The 15,419-nt window shown below is 74.1% G+C and carries 13 protein-coding genes and 1 pseudogene; 7 read left to right on the top strand and 7 right to left on the bottom strand.

The genetic code is table 11. From position 1 onward, the window contains the following. Positions 1-32 precede the first annotated feature (32 nt). Positions 33-1,073 carry an NAD(P)-dependent alcohol dehydrogenase gene (locus AC4IHM_RS30730; RefSeq protein ID WP_490870229.1) on the top strand — a complete coding sequence of 347 codons (1,041 nt, stop codon included), beginning with the start codon at positions 33-35 and terminating at the stop codon, positions 1,071-1,073. Positions 1,074-1,402: 329 nt separating this feature from the next. On the opposite strand, the gene AC4IHM_RS30725 is transcribed toward AC4IHM_RS30730, so the two are convergent. Beyond that, positions 1,403-2,935: a helix-turn-helix domain-containing protein gene (locus tag AC4IHM_RS30725; RefSeq protein WP_490870988.1), complete on the bottom strand. Its 1,533-nt coding sequence runs from the start codon at positions 2,933-2,935 to the stop codon at positions 1,403-1,405. 171 nt (positions 2,936-3,106) lie between these two features. Between AC4IHM_RS30725 and AC4IHM_RS30720 the strand changes: the two genes are divergently transcribed. Then, complete coding sequence (locus AC4IHM_RS30720; RefSeq protein ID WP_490870228.1) at positions 3,107-3,727, top strand: L-threonylcarbamoyladenylate synthase; 621 nt, start codon at positions 3,107-3,109, stop codon at positions 3,725-3,727. Positions 3,728-3,823: 96 nt separating this feature from the next. Further along, positions 3,824-4,579: a dienelactone hydrolase family protein gene (locus AC4IHM_RS30715; RefSeq protein WP_490870227.1), complete on the top strand. Its 756-nt coding sequence runs from the start codon at positions 3,824-3,826 to the stop codon at positions 4,577-4,579. 251 nt (positions 4,580-4,830) lie between these two features. Here the strand turns inward: AC4IHM_RS30715 and AC4IHM_RS30710 are convergent, their stop codons facing one another. Next, on the bottom strand, positions 4,831-5,808 hold the full coding sequence (locus AC4IHM_RS30710) for a TauD/TfdA dioxygenase family protein (RefSeq protein WP_490870226.1): 978 nt from the start codon (positions 5,806-5,808) through the stop codon (positions 4,831-4,833). Positions 5,809-5,959: 151 nt separating this feature from the next. Here AC4IHM_RS30710 and AC4IHM_RS30705 point away from each other — a divergent pair, with 151 nt between their 5' ends. The 3 genes from AC4IHM_RS30705 to AC4IHM_RS30695 all read left to right on the top strand — a co-directional run bounded on the left by AC4IHM_RS30705 (position 5,960) and on the right by AC4IHM_RS30695 (position 8,300). Further along, positions 5,960-6,790: an aldo/keto reductase gene (locus AC4IHM_RS30705; RefSeq protein WP_490870225.1), complete on the top strand. Its 831-nt coding sequence runs from the start codon at positions 5,960-5,962 to the stop codon at positions 6,788-6,790. Between the two features lie 48 nt (positions 6,791-6,838). Next, positions 6,839-7,471 (top strand): DNA polymerase ligase N-terminal domain-containing protein, encoded by a 633-nt coding sequence (locus AC4IHM_RS30700; RefSeq protein WP_490870224.1) that lies wholly within the window; start codon positions 6,839-6,841, stop codon positions 7,469-7,471. Positions 7,472-7,571: 100 nt separating this feature from the next. Further along, the gene (locus AC4IHM_RS30695; protein WP_490870223.1) at positions 7,572-8,300 is read left to right on the top strand and encodes a 5-formyltetrahydrofolate cyclo-ligase; all 729 of its coding nucleotides are present in this window, start codon (positions 7,572-7,574) and stop codon (positions 8,298-8,300) included. Between the two features lie 31 nt (positions 8,301-8,331). On the opposite strand, the pseudogene AC4IHM_RS30690 reads toward AC4IHM_RS30695, so the two are convergent. The 5 genes and pseudogenes from AC4IHM_RS30690 to AC4IHM_RS30670 form a co-directional block, all read right to left on the bottom strand. Beyond that, positions 8,332-10,682, bottom strand: a pseudogene (locus AC4IHM_RS30690) (SpoIIE family protein phosphatase). Between the two features lie 69 nt (positions 10,683-10,751). After that, a complete protein-coding gene (locus AC4IHM_RS30685; RefSeq protein WP_490870222.1) occupies positions 10,752-11,219 on the bottom strand; it encodes a peroxiredoxin in 468 nt (155 codons plus the stop codon). After that, positions 11,216-11,596 (bottom strand): DoxX-related protein, encoded by a 381-nt coding sequence (locus tag AC4IHM_RS30680; protein WP_490870221.1) that lies wholly within the window; start codon positions 11,594-11,596, stop codon positions 11,216-11,218. Before AC4IHM_RS30680 ends, AC4IHM_RS30685 begins: the two co-directional genes overlap by 4 nt. Before the next feature lie 112 nt (positions 11,597-11,708). Beyond that, a complete protein-coding gene (locus AC4IHM_RS30675; RefSeq protein WP_490870220.1) occupies positions 11,709-12,782 on the bottom strand; it encodes a FecCD family ABC transporter permease in 1,074 nt (357 codons plus the stop codon). Next, positions 12,779-13,831, bottom strand: a complete 1,053-nt coding sequence (locus tag AC4IHM_RS30670; protein WP_490870219.1) for a FecCD family ABC transporter permease — start codon at positions 13,829-13,831, stop codon at positions 12,779-12,781. Before AC4IHM_RS30670 ends, AC4IHM_RS30675 begins: the two co-directional genes overlap by 4 nt. A 180-nt stretch (positions 13,832-14,011) precedes the next feature. On the opposite strand from AC4IHM_RS30670, the gene fes reads away from it, so the two are divergent. After that, on the top strand, positions 14,012-15,334 hold the full coding sequence (gene fes, locus AC4IHM_RS30665) for an enterochelin esterase (RefSeq protein WP_490870218.1): 1,323 nt from the start codon (positions 14,012-14,014) through the stop codon (positions 15,332-15,334). Positions 15,335-15,419: the final 85 nt, after the last annotated feature.

Genomic DNA, 15,419 nt, shown 5'->3' with positions numbered 1-15,419 from the left:
GGGCCGACCGGGGGAGAACAAGGGAGTTCGACATGAAGGCACTGCAGTACCGGACCATCGGGGCACCGCCCGAGGTGGTCACCGTCCCCGACCCGGAGCCCGGCCCCGGCCAGGTCCTGCTGAAGGTCGCCGCGGCCGGCGTCTGCCACTCCGACATCGCGGTGATGGGCTGGCCCGCCGAGGGATTCCCGTACGAGCTGCCGCTCACCCTCGGTCACGAGGGCGTCGGCACGGTGGCGGCGCTGGGCGCCGGGGTGACCGGGCTTGACGAGGGCACGGCGGTCGCCGTGTACGGGCCCTGGGGCTGCGGCACCTGCGCCAAGTGCGCGCAGGGCAAGGAGAACTACTGCCTACGCGCCGACGAGCTGGGCATCTACCCGCCGGGACTCGGGCGTCCCGGGTCGATGGCGGAGTATCTGCTCATCGACGATCCCCGGCACCTGGTCCCGCTGGACGGGCTCGACCCGGTCGCGGCGGTGCCGCTGACCGACGCCGGGCTGACGCCGTACCACGCGATCAAGCGCTCGCTGCCCAAGCTGGTGCCCGGGTCGACCGCCGTGGTCATCGGCGCCGGGGGCCTCGGGCATGTCGCCATCCAACTGCTGCGCGCCCTGACGTCCGCCCGGGTCGTCGCCCTGGACGTGGGCGAGGACAAGCTGCGCCTGGCCCGTGAGGTGGGCGCGCACGAGGCGCTGGCGTCGGACGCGAAGGCCGCGGACGCGGTGCGCGAGATCACCGGCGGTATCGGCGCCGAGGCCGTGTTCGACTTCGTCGGTGTGGCACCGACGGTGCGGATCGCGGGCGATGTCGCGGCCGTCGAGGGCGATGTCGCGCTGGTCGGCATCGGCGGCGGTTCGCTCCCCGTCGGGTTCGGCACGCTGCCCTTCGAGGTGTCGGTCAACTCCCCCTACTGGGGCAGCCGGAGCGAACTGATCGAGGTGCTGAACCTGGCCCGCTCGGGCGCCGTCTCGGTGCACACCGAGACCTACTCCCTGGACGACGCCCCGCGTGCCTACGAGCGGCTCCACGAGGGGAAGGTCAACGGCCGCGCGGTGATCCTGCCCAACGGCTGACCGGCCGAGCGCACCGCGTCCCGGGCGGGGCCGGCGAGGACAGTGTCCTCACCGGCCCCGCCCGTCCGCGCGGTCGCGACGGACTCCCCCCTCCCGGACCGGTCCCCCCCGTCCGCCGGAGATCCGCCGTGACCCCGCCCGACCGCGTCGCCCTCGACGGCACCGGAGCACACCGGCCCGCCGGCCGGGTCCCCCGCCCGGAGAGGCGAAGCGGCCGCGGGGACGCGACCGGTCCCCCGTTCCGGTCGTGCCCCCATGGCCCGTCGAACGTACGCGTACGGACGCGCCGTTGGGAATCGTGTCGATGCCCGCTACCGGACCGTAACGACTCACCCGTGCACAGATGAGTCCGGATGGCCCGGTTTCGTCCCGTGCAGCGGCGGCTGGTCGAGGTCTCCCCGCGCCAGGTGGGCCAGCACGACCTCGTACAGGTCGCTGCCCGCGGCGAGCAACTGGCGTTCGAGGACGGGCTCCGCGCTGCGGACGTGCTCGCGCACGGTCTGGGCGTGCATGCCGAGGTGCTGGGCGGCGCGCTCGGCGTTGCCGCCCACGGCGATCCATGTGCGCAGCGTGCGCCGCAGATCCCGGCCGTCCGGCTCCAGACGGCCGAGCAGGTCGCCGGCCCAGGCGCGCAGCGCGGGCCCGGACAGCAGGTCGGTGAGACCGGCGGCCCCGGGCCGTGCGGCGCCGGTCGCGCGCGGGCGTTCGGCCAGGCCGGCCTGGGCGTTCAGGGCGAGGTGGACGGCGGCGCGGACGGTGAGGTCGGCGAAGTCCGTGCACAGCAGTGCCTCGACGCGGTCCATGCGGGCACGGACCGTGTTGCGGCTGACGCCGAGGATCTTCGCCGTGTTGACGGCGGTGAACTCCAGGCCCAGCCGGGTGGTGGCGAGCAGTTCGGCGTGGGTGTGGTGCGGCAGCGTGTCGAGCGGGCTCAGCACGCGGGCCGTCCAGTCCCGCAGCGCCGCCGGGTCCATCAGCCGCTCGGGGCGGGTCCGCTCGGCGTACACGGCCGCCTTCTCCGGGCGGAAGCGGGCCACGGCCAGGGCGCTCACGGCCTGCCCGTACGCGGCGGCGGTGCGGGCGAGGCTCTGGCGGGCGCTGCCGCCGAGGAACACACCGGGAAGGCGGCCGACCAGCGAGCGCAGCTCCCGGCCCGCCGCCTCGCGGGGCGTGAGGACGATCACGTGGCCGTCCATGGCCGGGCACCGCACGACCAGCGCCCGTTCGCCCGTCGCCGACAGGCACTCCTCGGCAAGGCGGTCGCGCGCCTGCGGGCTGCCCTCCATGACGTACACGCACGCCGTGTCGGTGTCGAGCAGGCCCGGCCAGAGTCCGGCGGCCACCCGGCGGGCGGAGACGGTGTCCTCCACCATCAGCAGTTGCAGGATGGCCAGGCGCAGGTCGGAGGTGGCGCGCCGCAGCCGGTACCCGGCCGCGGTCGACTCGTGGCCCGCCAGCAGCAGCTCCACCACCTGCGCGGTGTGCGTGACGATGTCGGCGGCCCGCCGGTCGAACGGCGTCTCGCGGGCCACCGCGAGGACGACGGCGGGGGCCGGGTGCGGCCGCTCCACGCGGACGAGCCGCAGATGGCGGCCGCGTTCTTCCAGGGCGGCGGAGGCGATCCGGCCGGAGGAGATGTCGGCGACGAGTCCCTCGTCCAGCGGGGCGCGGGTGCCGGCCAGCAGGCGGCCGGCGGCGTCCTGGAGCGAGACGGCCGCGTCCGCGGCCCCGGCGAGCCAGGTCACGAGCCTGTTCAGGTCGCGGCCGGCCGGCCGCAGGTGGTCGAGCAGTTCCTGCGCCCATCCCGGGCGCTCACCCGCTGCGGCCGTCTCCTGCCGTGTCCCGTCCTCTCGGCCCGCCACGTCGGCCTTCTCCTCGTCCTCGTCCCCGACCTCGGCCCAGGCCGGGACGTTACCGTACGGCGGTGCGCGCACGGCGGTTCCGGCGGCCGGGACCGGCCGGGCGGGGGCCGCGCCGGGGCGCCGACCGGGCCCTGTCCGCCGGTGTGCCCGGGGCGGGCATAAGCTCGGTGAATGGCGAAGTACTTCGACGTGCACCCCGACAACCCCCAGCCGCGCAGCATCGCCCAGGTCGCCGACAGCGTCCGCTCCGGCGCGCTGATCGCGTATCCGACGGACTCCTGCTACGCGCTGGGCTGCCGGCTGGGCAGCCGCGACGGCATCGAGCGCATCCGCTCGATCAGGCACCTGGACAACCGGCACCACTTCACCCTGGTGTGCCAGGACTTCGCGCAGCTCGGCCGGTTCGTACAGATCGACAACGACGTGTTCCGGGCGATCAAGGCGTCGACCCCCGGCAGCTACACCTTCATCCTCCCGGCGACGAGGGAGGTGCCGCGCATGCTCCAGCATCCGAAGAAGAAGACCGTCGGCGTGCGCATCCCCGACCATGTCGTCACCCAGGCCCTGCTCGCCGAACTCGGTGAGCCGCTGCTGTCCAGCACGCTGCTGCTGCCCGGCGAGGAGGAGCCGATGACCCAGGGCTGGGAGATCAAGGACCGGCTCGACCACGTGGTGGACGCGGTGATCGACTCCGGTGACTGCGGCACCGAGCCGACCACGGTCGTCGACTTCTCCGGCGGCGAGGCGGAGATCGTGCGGCGGGGCGCGGGGGACACGTCCCGGTTCGAGTAGCCGCCGGCGTCCTCTTCGCGAGCATGCCACCGCACACCTCGGGCCCGGCCGACAGACCGACAGCCCCACACACACAGACAGAGAGGCACCACCGCCATGACCGCCGTACAGGGAACCGCCGTCGACATACCCACCGACGACGGCACGGCCGACGCCTATCTGACGCACCCCGCCGACGGGGACCCGCATCCCGCGGTCCTGTTCTACATGGACGCCTTCGGGCTGCGCCCGCAGTTGAGGAACATGGCCGACCGGCTGGCCGGTGCCGGCTACACCGTCCTGGTGCCGAACGTCTTCTACCGGCAGGGGCGGGCCCCGATCGTGGAGCTGCCCGAGTTCATCGACCCGGCGGCGCGACCGGAGATCTTCAAGCGCATCGGACCCGCCGTCCAGTCGCTCACGCCCGACCTGGCGATGCGGGACGCCGGCGCCTGTCTGCGGTGGCTCGCCGACTGCCCGGCGGCGGCCGACGGCCCCGTCGCGCTGACCGGCTACTGCATGGGCGCCGCCCTCGCCCTGCGCACCGCCGGCACCTACCCGGACCGGGTCGCCGCGGCGGCCGGGTTCCACGGTGCCAACCTGGCGACCGAGGAGCCCGACAGCCCGCATCTGGTCGCCGGGCGCGTCACCGCCGAGGTGTACTTCGCCCACGCGGACCAGGACCGGAGCATGCCCGCCGAGCAGCAGGAACGCCTGGCCGCGGCGCTGGCCGAGGCCGGTGTCCGGCACCGCTGCGAGGTGTACGAAGGCGCCCGGCACGGCTACACGCAGGCCGACACCGCGTCGTACGACGCGGAGGCGACCGAGCGGCACTGGGAGGCGCTGCTCGATCTCCTGAAGCGGACGTTCTGAGCCCGGTGCGCCGGGGAGTTGGCGGGCATCCCCTCGCCGGGAACGGCTGGGGCTCGGCCGAACGCGGCGGGCCGTACGGGCGCCGGCCGCGGGCGCGCCGCCGCTCCCCCTCACGGAGGCCGGGGCGACGGCCGTGACCGCCGGACGCCTCGCCATCCGCGCGGGTCACCCGGCGCGCCCGGCTGGACCGCCCCTCCTCGCGTGCTTCCCGCCGGTCGAGGACGACGCTCCCGCTGGTGCGGCCCGGTCGGTCACCAGTGGCCGGGTTCGCTGCCGACGAGCGGCTCGGACGGGGTGCCGTCGACCCCGGCCGGTACGTCGCCCGCGAGCATCACGCGGTGCATGGTCCGCGGATGGCCGAGGTGGGCGTTGTCGCTCGGGGCGAGGTGGATGGTGGCCCGGTTGTCCCAGAAGGCGACGCTGCCCGGCTCCCAGCGGAAGCGGACGGTGTACTCGGGCCGGGTCGCCTGCTCCAGCAGCAGTTCCAGGATCGCCGCGCTCTCGGGGCGGGAGAGCCCGGCGATCTGCTCGACGTAGTAGCCGTTGACGAACAGCACCCGCTCCCCCGTCTCCGGGTGGACGCGGACCAGCGGGTGCACGGTCGCGGTCTGGTGGTCCAGCAGATGGCGGACGTAGGCGTCGTCGCCGGGCCGGGGCTGGTAGCCGACGCCCAGGCGGTGTTCGGCGCGCAGCCCGTCGACGAAGGCGCGCACCGGGGCCGAGAGCCCGGCGTAGGCGGCTGCGAGGTTCGCCCAGGTGGTGTCGCCGCCGTACGGCGGGACCGTCTCGGCGCGCAGGATCGTGGCGGCCGGCGGGTCGACGCGGGCGCCGTGGTCGCAGTGCCAGCCGCGCAGCAGCGTGTGGCGCCGGCGCCGCAGCCACTCGTCGTGCTCCATGCCGAACCGTCCGCCCAGCTCCAGCCGGTCGGCGGTGGTCTCGATCTCCGGGAAGCCGGCCGGCGACGCCTTGCCGCGCCGGGGCAGCACGACCGGCTCGCCGAAGAGGCGGGCGAACGCGACGTGTCCGGCGTGGTCGAGGCGCTGGTCGCGGAAGAACACCACCTTCCAGCGCAGTACCGCCGCCCGGATCGCCGCGATCTGCGCCGCGTCGAGGCCGGCCGCCAGATCGACGCCGCCGATCTCGGCGCCGATGTGCCCGGCGACCGGTTTCACCTCGATGCCGGCGGCCTGCGTCGCCGTACGCCGTGCCGTTGCCCTGTCCGTCGTCATGCGCGCTCCGTTGGTCGGTCGGTCATCCGTTTGGCTCCGGCACCGATCGTGACAGAACCCCTCCCGCGGCGTCCGGTTGATCACCAGGCCACCGGTGGGCGACGCTTGAGGGGCGGCACACCGCCGCGCACAGTCGAGGGAAGGTCCCACGGTGATCAGCATCCCGACGCACACGCTCAACGACGGCACCGCACTCCCCGCCCTGGGTCTGGGCACCTGGCCGATGAACGACGACGAGGCCGAGCGGGCGGTCCGCACCGCCCTGGAGACGGGGTACCGCCTCATCGACACGGCGACGAACTACCGCAACGAGACCGGCGTGGGCCGCGGCGTGGCCGCCGGTGGCGTCCCTCGCGAGGAGATCGTGGTCACGACCAAGCTGCCCGGCCGGCACCACGGCTACGAGGAGACCCTCGCCTCGTTCGAGGAGTCCCGCGCCCGGCTCGGCCTGGAGTACGTCGACCTGTATCTGATCCACTGGCCGCTGCCCCGGGTGGACAAGTACGTCGACTCCTGGAAGGCCATGGTCAAGCTGCGCGACGACGGCCTGGTGCGCTCGGTGGGCGTCTCCAACTTCACGGCGGAGCACATCGAGCGGCTGGAGAAGGAGACGGGTGTGCTGCCGTCCGTCAACCAGATCGAGCTGCACCCGCTCCTGCCGCAGGACGAGCTGCGCGCCTTCCACGAGCGCAAGGGCATCCGCACCGAGAGCTGGAGCCCGCTGGGCCGCGGCAGCGACCTGCTGGGGGATCCCGCCGTCCGGGCGGTCGCCGACGCGCACGGCGTGACGCCCGCCCAGGCGATCCTGCGCTGGCACACCCAGCTCGGCGCGGTGCCGATCCCGAAGTCCGCCGACCCCGCGCGCCAGCGGGCCAACCTGGACATCTTCGGCTTCGAGCTGGACGCCGACCAGATGCGCGCGGTGGCGGACCGGCCGCACCAGCGGCTCGGCGGGGATCCCGAGGTGCACGAGGAGTTCTGACGGGTACCCGGCACCGGTCGGCGTGGGTCCCCAGGGAAGGAGCCGCACGTGAGTGAGCACAGCGGGCTGCGGGACTACCGCGGCAGACGTGACTTCGGCCGGACCGGTGAGCCCGCGGGGCGCGGGGCGTCCTCCGACGGGAAGGAGCCCCGCAGGCCCCGCTTCGTGGTGCAGATCCACGACGCGAGCACCCTGCACTTCGACTTCCGGTTGCAGGTGGCCGGCGTGCTGAAGTCCTGGGCGGTGCCGAAGGGGCCGTCGGCGGACCCCAGCGTCAAGCGGCTCGCGGTGCCGACGGAGGACCATCCGCTGGAGTACGAGGAGTTCGAGGGGGTGATCCCCGCGCACGAGTACGGGGGCGGCACGGTCATCGTCTGGGACCGGGGCACCTACGAGCCGCTGAGCCACGACCGCCGTGGGCGCCCGGTCGACTTCGAGGAGTCGCTCGCGCACGGGCACGCCAGGTTCCGGCTGCACGGCACGAAGCTGCACGGCGAGTACGCGCTGACCCGCTTCCGCGGCGGCCGGGACGACACCGGCCACGACGCGGCCTGGCTACTGGTGAAGACGGCCGGCGGCGCCCACACACACGGCGGCACCCCGGACCCCCGCCGGGCCCGCTCCGCACGCACGGGCCGCACCCTCGCCCGGGTCGCCGCGGAGGACGGCGGGGGTGGGTGACGTGTCGAACCGCGAGTGGCGACACGAGCCGTGGGTGCAGGATGTCAACGACCGCCTGCCGGCTCTCATGGCAGCGATCCGACAGGACCGGTAGGAGCGCGTGAGCGACATCGATCAGGCCAAGGAAGCCGTTCGCGACCAGGTGTGGCGCCTGCTCGAACGCGAGGGTGCGGTGCCGGAAGGCTCGTACGGCAAGATCCCCGGGTTCTACGGGGCTGAGGCGACGGCCGACCGCCTGGCCGGGCTGGACGTGTGGAAGCGCGCTCGGACGACAAAGGCGAACCCGGACTGGGCTCAGTTGCCGATCCGGGTCCGTGCGCTCCGGGACGGCAAGCTTCTTTACATGGCCGTGCCGAGGATGGCGAGCCTCCAACCACTCTACCTGTTGGACCCCGAGACGCTTGAGCTGCCCCTTGAGCAGGCCGCGGAGAAGAAGGGTGCCTCACAGGTGGCTCGCCGTGTCGGCGTGGAAGACATGCGGCCGATCGATGTCGTGATCTGCGGCAGCGTCGCGGTCAACCGTTCCGGCGCGCGCATCGGCAAGGGCGCGGGGTACTCCGACCTTGAGGTGGCGCTCCTGATCGAGGCGGGCCTCGTGACGGAGGAGACGGTCATCGTCGCACCCGTCCACCAGCTCCAGGTGGTCGCCGAGGAGATCCCCGAGACCGAGCACGACTTCAGCGTGGACCTGATCATCACGCCGGATGAGGTGATTCGGTGCCCTGGGCGTCGCCGGCCCCCGGGGCTTGTCTGGAACGACCTCACGGCGGACAAGGTCGAGGCGATTCCGGTGCTGGCCGCGCGGGTGAAGACGCGGAGGGTCGAGTAGGTCACCGGTTGGCGGGAGGTGCCCCCGGCGGTCACTGTCGGGGCAGGGGCTGTTCGGCCCAGATGGTTTTGCCGTTGTCCGTCTGTCGGCAGCCCCAGCGCTGGGTGAGTTGTGCGACCAGCAGCAGGCCCCGCCCGCCCTCGTCGAAGGCGTGGGCCCGGCGCAGGTGTGGTGAGGTGGAGTTGGCGTCGGAGACCTCGCAGATGAGCGCGGTGTCGCGGATGAGGCGCAGTTGGATGGGCGGTTCGCCGTAGCGGATCGCGTTGGTGACCAGTTCGCTGACGACGAGTTCGGTGACGAACGCGGTCGTGTCCAGCCCCCACTCGGCCAGTTGTTCGCTGACGGACTGCCTGGTCTCCGCCACGTGCGCCGGGTCGGGGTCGATGTCCCAGGTGCGTATCCGGTCGGAGCCCAGCGCGCGGGTGCGGGCCAGCAGCAGCGCCACGTCGTCACCGGGCTCCTCCGGCAGTACGGCCTTCAGCACGCCGTCGCACAGGGCGTCGAGGGAACTCGCGGGCGCGGCCAGCGCGCGGCACAGCTCCGCCGTGGCGTGGTCCACGTCGCGGTCGCGGTCCTCGACGAGGCCGTCGGTGTACAGGGCGACGACGGTCCCCTCGGGCAGCTCCAGCTCGGTCGCCTCGAAGGGCAGTCCACCGACGCCGAGCGGGGGCCCGGCGGTCATGGGGACGAGCCGTGTGGTGCCGTCGGGCAGCAGCAGGGCGGGGGCGGGGTGCCCGGCGGCGGCCAGGGCCAGCCGGCGGGAGACGGGGTCGTACACCGCGTAGAGGCAGGTGGCGCCCAGTTCCGCGACCTCGTCGCCCTCGACGCCCACGCCGCCGGTGGCGAGGTGGGTGACGAGGTCGTCGAGGTGGGTGAGGAGTTCGTCGGGCGGCAGATCGACGTTGGCGAGGGTGCGCACCGCCGTGCACAGGCGGCCCATGGTGGCCGTGGACGGGATGCCGTGGCCCACGACGTTGCCGACGACGAGGGCGACGCGGCTGCCGGACAGCGGGATGACGTTCGAACCAGTCGCCGCCGATGCCCGCCGCCGACGCGGAGGGCAGATAGCGGTGCGCCACCTCGACCGCCGCCTGGCCCGGCAGCCCCTTGGGCAGCAGGCTGCGCTGGATGGCCAGGGCGGTGGAGCGCTCGCGGGCGAAGCGGCGGGCGTTGTCGATGCAGACCGCCGCCCGGCTGGCGAGTTCCTCGGCGAAGGTGGCGTCCTCGGGTCCGTAGGCGTCCGGCTGGCGGGTACGCATGACCACCGCGACGCCCAGGGTGATGCCGCGGGCCCGCAGGGGCACCGCCATCATCGAGTGGGCGGGCGGCCCGATGAGCCGTCCGCCCGAGGCGCGGTTCCTGCGCTCGGTGACCCACCGCAAGAACGCCGGCTCGCCCGCCTGGCTGACGAACACCCGGCCCTCCTGCATCGCACGGGCGGGCGGGGAGAGCGCCGGGTGGGTGTCCACCTGCCCCAGCCGCACCACCGCCTCGGGGGTGCCCTCGCTGATGGAGCCGTGGGCGACTCTGCGCAGCACCACCTCGTCGCTGAACACCAGCGGGGTCTCCTTCGCGCCCAGGACCCATTCGAGCAGGTCGATGCTGGCGAAGTCGGCGAAGCGCGGTACGAGGACATCGATGAGTTCCTCGGCGGTGCGTCCGAGGTCCAGCGTGGTGCCGATGACGCCCGCGGCCTTGTTCAGCAGGGCGAGGCGCTCGCGGGCCCAGTGCTGGTCGGTGCTGTCGAAGACGGCCAGCGCGGTGCCGGCCGGTTCGCCCGCGGCGTCCCGCACCGGCCACATCTCCGTGACCCGTGCCAGATCCCGGTTCAGGGCCGGTACGTCCAGGAAGCTCTCGAAACGCACGGACCGGCCCGTCTCGGCGACCCGGCGCAGATGGCCCAGAAAGTTCCGGTTCTGCTCGCTGTCCTCCACGGTGTCCGGGAAGTGGCGGCCGAGCAGCGCGCGGGCCGGCACGCCCATGTCCCGGCAGGCCGCGTCGTTGAGCCACAGGTAGCGCTGGCCGGCGTCGAAGACGGCCATCGGCACCGACGCCTGCCCGAAGTAGCGGTCGGCCGGTGCGCCGTCCTGCTCGCCGGGCGGGACGGTGCCGACCACGTATCCGGTGGCCTCCCCGCTCGGGCCCGTCATGGCGCAGCCCTGCAGACGGAGCGCGACGGGGCTGCCGTCGCGCCGCCGCAGCAGGACCGTGCCGGCCAGCGCGGACACGGCCTCGGCGGGCACGTCCTCGGCCAGCATCCGCCGGAACGTCACGCCCCACGGCCTCCTCGGCCCGATAGCCGGTGAGCCGCCGGGCACCCTCGCTCCACCCCGTCACAGTGCCGTGGGCGTCCAAGGTCGCCGCGGCGGAGACATACTCCATAGCGTCCAGGATTGACCCTATGTGTCACGGTTTCAACCGCGACGCAGAGGGGTGGAGCCAGGTGGAGTCCTACCCGCGCGCGGTACGCAACGCGCTCAGGGCGCGGTCGGCGTGGGTGCTCATTCTCAGCTCGCTGCGGACGACCTCGAGTACGGTCCGGTCCTGTCCGAGGACGAAGGTGACCCGCTTGGTGGGGGCCAGGGCGAATCCCCGCCTCACCCCGAACCGCTCGCGGACCGTGCCGTCGGTGTCGGAGAGCAGCGGCATGCCGAGGGTGTGCCGCCCGGCGAACTCCTGCTGCCGCTCGACCGGATCGCCGCTGACGCCGACGGGGCGGGCGCCGACCGCGGCGAACTCGGCGGCGAGGTCGCGGAAGTGGCAGGCCTCGGCGGTGCAGCCGGCGGTCAGGGCGGCGGGGTAGAAGAACAGGACGACCGGGCCGTCGGCGAGCAGCCCGGACAGGCTGCGCGGGGTGCCGGTCTCGTCCGGCAGCGTGAAGTTTTCGACGGTGTCGCCCACGGCAGGGGGGCGGCTCACGACCGGCCCTCGCTGCTCTTGGCGACGCCGCGGGCCCACAGCACGAGCGGCACCTGCACCGGCAGGCGGCCGTAGGCGGCGGCCTTCTGCGGGGTGGGACGGTGCCGCCAGTCCCAGGCCATCTTGACGTTGGCGGGGAACACCCCGACGAAGAAGGCGGCCGCGGTCACCGCGGCGGCCTTCCGGGTACGGGGCAGGGCCAGGCCCGCGGCCAGCGCGAGTTCGGCGGCACCGCTGGCGTACGTCCACGCCCTGGGCGTACCCGGAAGCGCGCGCGGCACGATCGCGTCGAAGTTGCGGGGCTGGGCGAAATGGGCGACGCCCGCGGTGGCCAGCAGGCCGGCGAGCAGCAGGGGTGAGCGATCGGACCGGGACACGGTTCCTCCTCTGGGGGCCTGCCGCGCGATATTACTCGACGGTAAGACCCACCCGCCCGCGGAACCCGTGGTCCGGACCTCCCTGCGCACGCCCCCTCGCCCCGCCCCGCCGTCACAGCCTGGAGCCCCGCCGTTCGCGGCGTAGCAGCCAGGCGAGGTAGGCGCCGCCGGCCACGCCGGTCACCACGCCCACCGGAAGGAGGGCGGAGCCGGTCACGCGCTGGGTGGTCAGGTCCGCGGTGGTGACCAGGAACGCGCCCATCCAGCCGGCCGGCAGGACTCCCGGGCCCGCGGCACGGGTGACCCGGCGGGCCAGTTGGGGGGCGGCCATCGCCACGAACGGGATCGGACCGGCCGCCGCGACGGCCATCGCGGTCAGTCCGGTGCCCGCGCTCAGCAGGACGAGACGGCTGCGCTCGGGCGGCACGCCCAGGGCCGCGGCGGTGTCGTCGCCCATCTCCAGCATGGTCAGCCGCCGCCCGTACGCCAGCACGAGGGGGACCAGGGCCACCAGGCCGAGCGCCGCGACGCGCACGTCGGACCAGTCGCGGGCGTTGAGCGAGCCGATCATCCAGGTCGCGGCCTGTGCCGCCTTGCCGATGTCGGCGCGCACGTACAGGAAGCTGGTCGCCGAGCCGAGCACGGCGGAGGCGCCGATGCCGACGAGGACGAGCCGGTAGCCGTGCACGCCGCGCTTCCACGCGAGCAGGTACACGGCGGTCGCGGTCGCCAGTCCCCCGCACACCGCGCCGAACGCCGTCTGCGCCGCGCCCGCGTCGAGGACGATGATCGCGACGAGGGCGCCGGCCGAGGCGCCGTTGCCGAAGCCGATGATGTCGGGGCTGCCGAGCGGGTTGCGGGTCAGCGACTGGAACACCGCTCCCGCCATGCCCATCCCGAAGCCCACCAGCGCGGCCACCAGGGCGCGCGGCAGCCGCAGGTCGAGCACCACGAACCCGGCGCCCGGCGGACCGTCGCCGGCCAGCGTGCGCAGCACCTCGGGCGGGGACAGCTCGTAGGTCCCGGTGCCGATGGCCAGCACCATGGCGCAGGCCGTGAGCACGGCGAGCGCCCCGCAGACCAGCAGGGCCCGGGTGTCGTACCGCAGTGACCAGCGGGCCGTGCGCAGCAGTCCCGGCCGTACGGCGGCGCGGCCCCGCGCGGTGCCGTCCTTCACGAGGCTCACAGCTGGGCCACCTTCCGCTGCCGGACGAGATGGATGAAGAGGAGTCCGCCGAGGAAGGCGGTGACCGTGCCGACCTCGATCTCGGACGGCGGCACCACGATCCGTCCGATCACGTCGGAGACGAGCAGCAGCACCGGCGCGTACAGCGCGCAGAAGGGGAACATCCAGCGCGGGTCGGGTCCGCAGAAGGCGCGCGCGGCGTGCGGGATCATCAGGCCGACGAAGCCGATCGGCCCGCACACGGCGGTGGCGCCGCCGCACAGCAGGGTGATGGCGACGACGGACAGCACCCGCACGCGCCGCACCCGGGTGCCCAGCGCCCGCGCGTGGTCCTCGCCGAGGGCGACGGCGCCGAGCGGCCGGGCCAGCGCGAAGGCCAGCAGGGTGCCGGCCACGAGCAGCGGGGCGACGGTGACCAGCAGGGAGGCGTCGCGCTTGGCGAGGGTGCCGACCGACCAGTACCGCATCTCGTCCAGGGTGCTCAGATGCCACAGCGAGAGGCCGTTGACGTAGCCGAACAGGGCCGCGTTGACGGCGGTTCCGGCCAGCGCGAGCCGCACGGGTGTGGCCCACCGGCCGCCGCCGAGGGCGTTGACGGCGGTGGCGGCGAGGGCCGCTCCGGCCAGTGCGAACCACAGATAGCCGGTGAACGACGTGATGCCGAGGACGCCGATCGCGGTGACGACGGCGGCGGACGCGCCCGCGTTCACGCCGAGGAGCCCGGGGTCGGCGAGCGGGTTGCGGGTCAGGGTCTGCATGACCGCGCCGCCGAGCCCGAGGGCCACTCCGACGGCGGCGCCGATGAGGGTGCGCGGCACTCGCAGATCCCGCACGATCGCGTCGTTCTCCGTGCCGGACGGGGTGAACAGCGCCGACCACACCTGGTCGAGGGGGATCTGTTTGGCCCCCACGGCCAGCGAGAGGGCGGCGGCCAGCACCAGCAGGACGATGCCGAGGAGCAGGCCGACCGAGCGCGAAGTGGCCCTGGTGCGGGGCTTCTTGGGGCCCGTTGCCCGGTCCGACGGAGCGGGGGCGGTCGTCGTGCTCACGAGGCTTCCGCCCGGGGGACGAGGTGGCGGATTACGGGCCCCGAATTGGCCAGGTGCGGTGCACACATTCGGATGGACATGTGCTTAGCTTAGGCTAGCCTTACTTCCGCTGTTGACGGTTTCGTCGCCAGCCCCTGGCCCCCTGCCCGCCCTTCGACCAGCGGTTCACGGAGAACGCCGATGACCACGCTCCCCCGCCCCACCTCCCACGGTGCCGCAGCGCCGGACGTCAGCCCGGTCCGGGTCACGGGACCGCGCGTCGCGCGTCTCCTGGAGGAGGCGGCGGGTGCCGACGAGGCACGGCGCACCGCGCTCACGGCCGCGTTCTGGAGCGAGATCCGGCCCGCCGGCACCCCGCTGGTCGAGGAACTCGACGGCGAACCCGGCCACCGGGCGGTCACCTTCCTGTGGCGCGGCCACCGCACCACGCGGCAGGTGCTCCTGTGCGGCAACCGCATCACCGACCGCGAGAACCTGGCCGGTTCACTGCTGGAGCGGGTGCCCGGCACCGACGTGTGGCAGCTGGGCCTGCGGCTGCGCGCCGACCACCGCGGCTCGTACCGGATGGCCGCCGACATCTCGCTCAAGCAGGCGCCCACGGACCCGGTCGCCCTTCAGCAGCGGTTGCGGTCGCTGTCCGCGCACGCCGCGGCCGACCCGCTCAACCGCCGGACCGTCGCCACCCGTTGGCAGCCGGCCGACGGGTCGGTCTTCTCCCTGCCCGAAGCCCCGGCCGAGCCGTGGGCCGGGCGCCGGGGCACGGTGCCGGCCGGACGGGTGGAGCGGCACCGGGTGCCGGGCACGGACCCGGTCGGCGACCGGGACGCCTGGGTCTATCTGCCGCCGGGGCACGACCACACCGCCGGCGCGCTGCCGGTCGCGGTGGTCTGCGACGGCGACATGTGGTTCGGGCGGCTCGGCTTCGGCGACACCCTGGACGCGCTGATCGCCGACGGCGCGCTGCCGCCCCTCGTGGTGGTCGCGCCGGACGCCGTGGACCGGCACACCCGGTGGCGCGAACTGGGCTGCCGGGAGCCGTTCGTCGCCTTCCTGGCCGACGAGTTGCTGCCGTGGGCGGCCGGCCGCTGGCCGCTGACCACCGACCCGCGCCAAACGGTCGTCGCCGGTCAGAGCCTCGGCGCCATGACCTCGCTGTACGCCGGCCTCCTGCGCCCCGACCGGTTCGGCAACGTGCTCGCCCAGTCGGCCTCCCTGTGGTGGCGCCCCGGACTGCCGTCGGGCGCCAAACCGCCGGTGTACGGCACCCCGTGGCTCGTCGGCCGCTACGCCTGCGGCACGGACCGTCCGGTGACGATCCATCTGGACGTCGGACTGCACGAGGGCTCCATGGTCGACCACAGCCGCGCGCTGTACGACGCCCTGCGCGCGAGGGGCGTCCGCGTCACCTACGACGCGTACAACGGCGGCCACGACTACGCGTGCTGGCACGGGGCCCTGGCCGACGGCCTGGTGCGTCTGCTGGGCGCGGGCGCGACCCCCTGAGCCCTCCGCTCCCGTATCCGCCCCGCCCCTCCCCCGGCCTCTCTCCCTGTCCTCCCTCCCCTCTCCCCTCTCCCTTCTCCCCTCC

This window comes from Streptomyces sp. SL06 (genome assembly GCF_058244745.1).
Note: the sequence above shows the minus strand (reverse complement) of the source record. Positions and strands in the feature narration are given on the sequence as shown.

What these genes read in the sequence shown, in the direction of transcription:
- fes (WP_490870218.1), top strand. Translation starts at nt 14,012, where the DNA reads ATGACCACGCTCCCCCGCCCCACCTCCCACGGTGCCGCAGCGCCGGAC.
- AC4IHM_RS30720 (WP_490870228.1), top strand. Translation starts at nt 3,107, where the DNA reads ATGGCGAAGTACTTCGACGTGCACCCCGACAACCCCCAGCCGCGCAGC.
- AC4IHM_RS30715 (WP_490870227.1), top strand. Translation starts at nt 3,824, where the DNA reads ATGACCGCCGTACAGGGAACCGCCGTCGACATACCCACCGACGACGGC.
- AC4IHM_RS30730 (WP_490870229.1), top strand. Translation starts at nt 33, where the DNA reads ATGAAGGCACTGCAGTACCGGACCATCGGGGCACCGCCCGAGGTGGTC.
- AC4IHM_RS30710 (WP_490870226.1), bottom strand. Translation starts at nt 5,808, where the DNA reads ATGACGACGGACAGGGCAACGGCACGGCGTACGGCGACGCAGGCCGCC.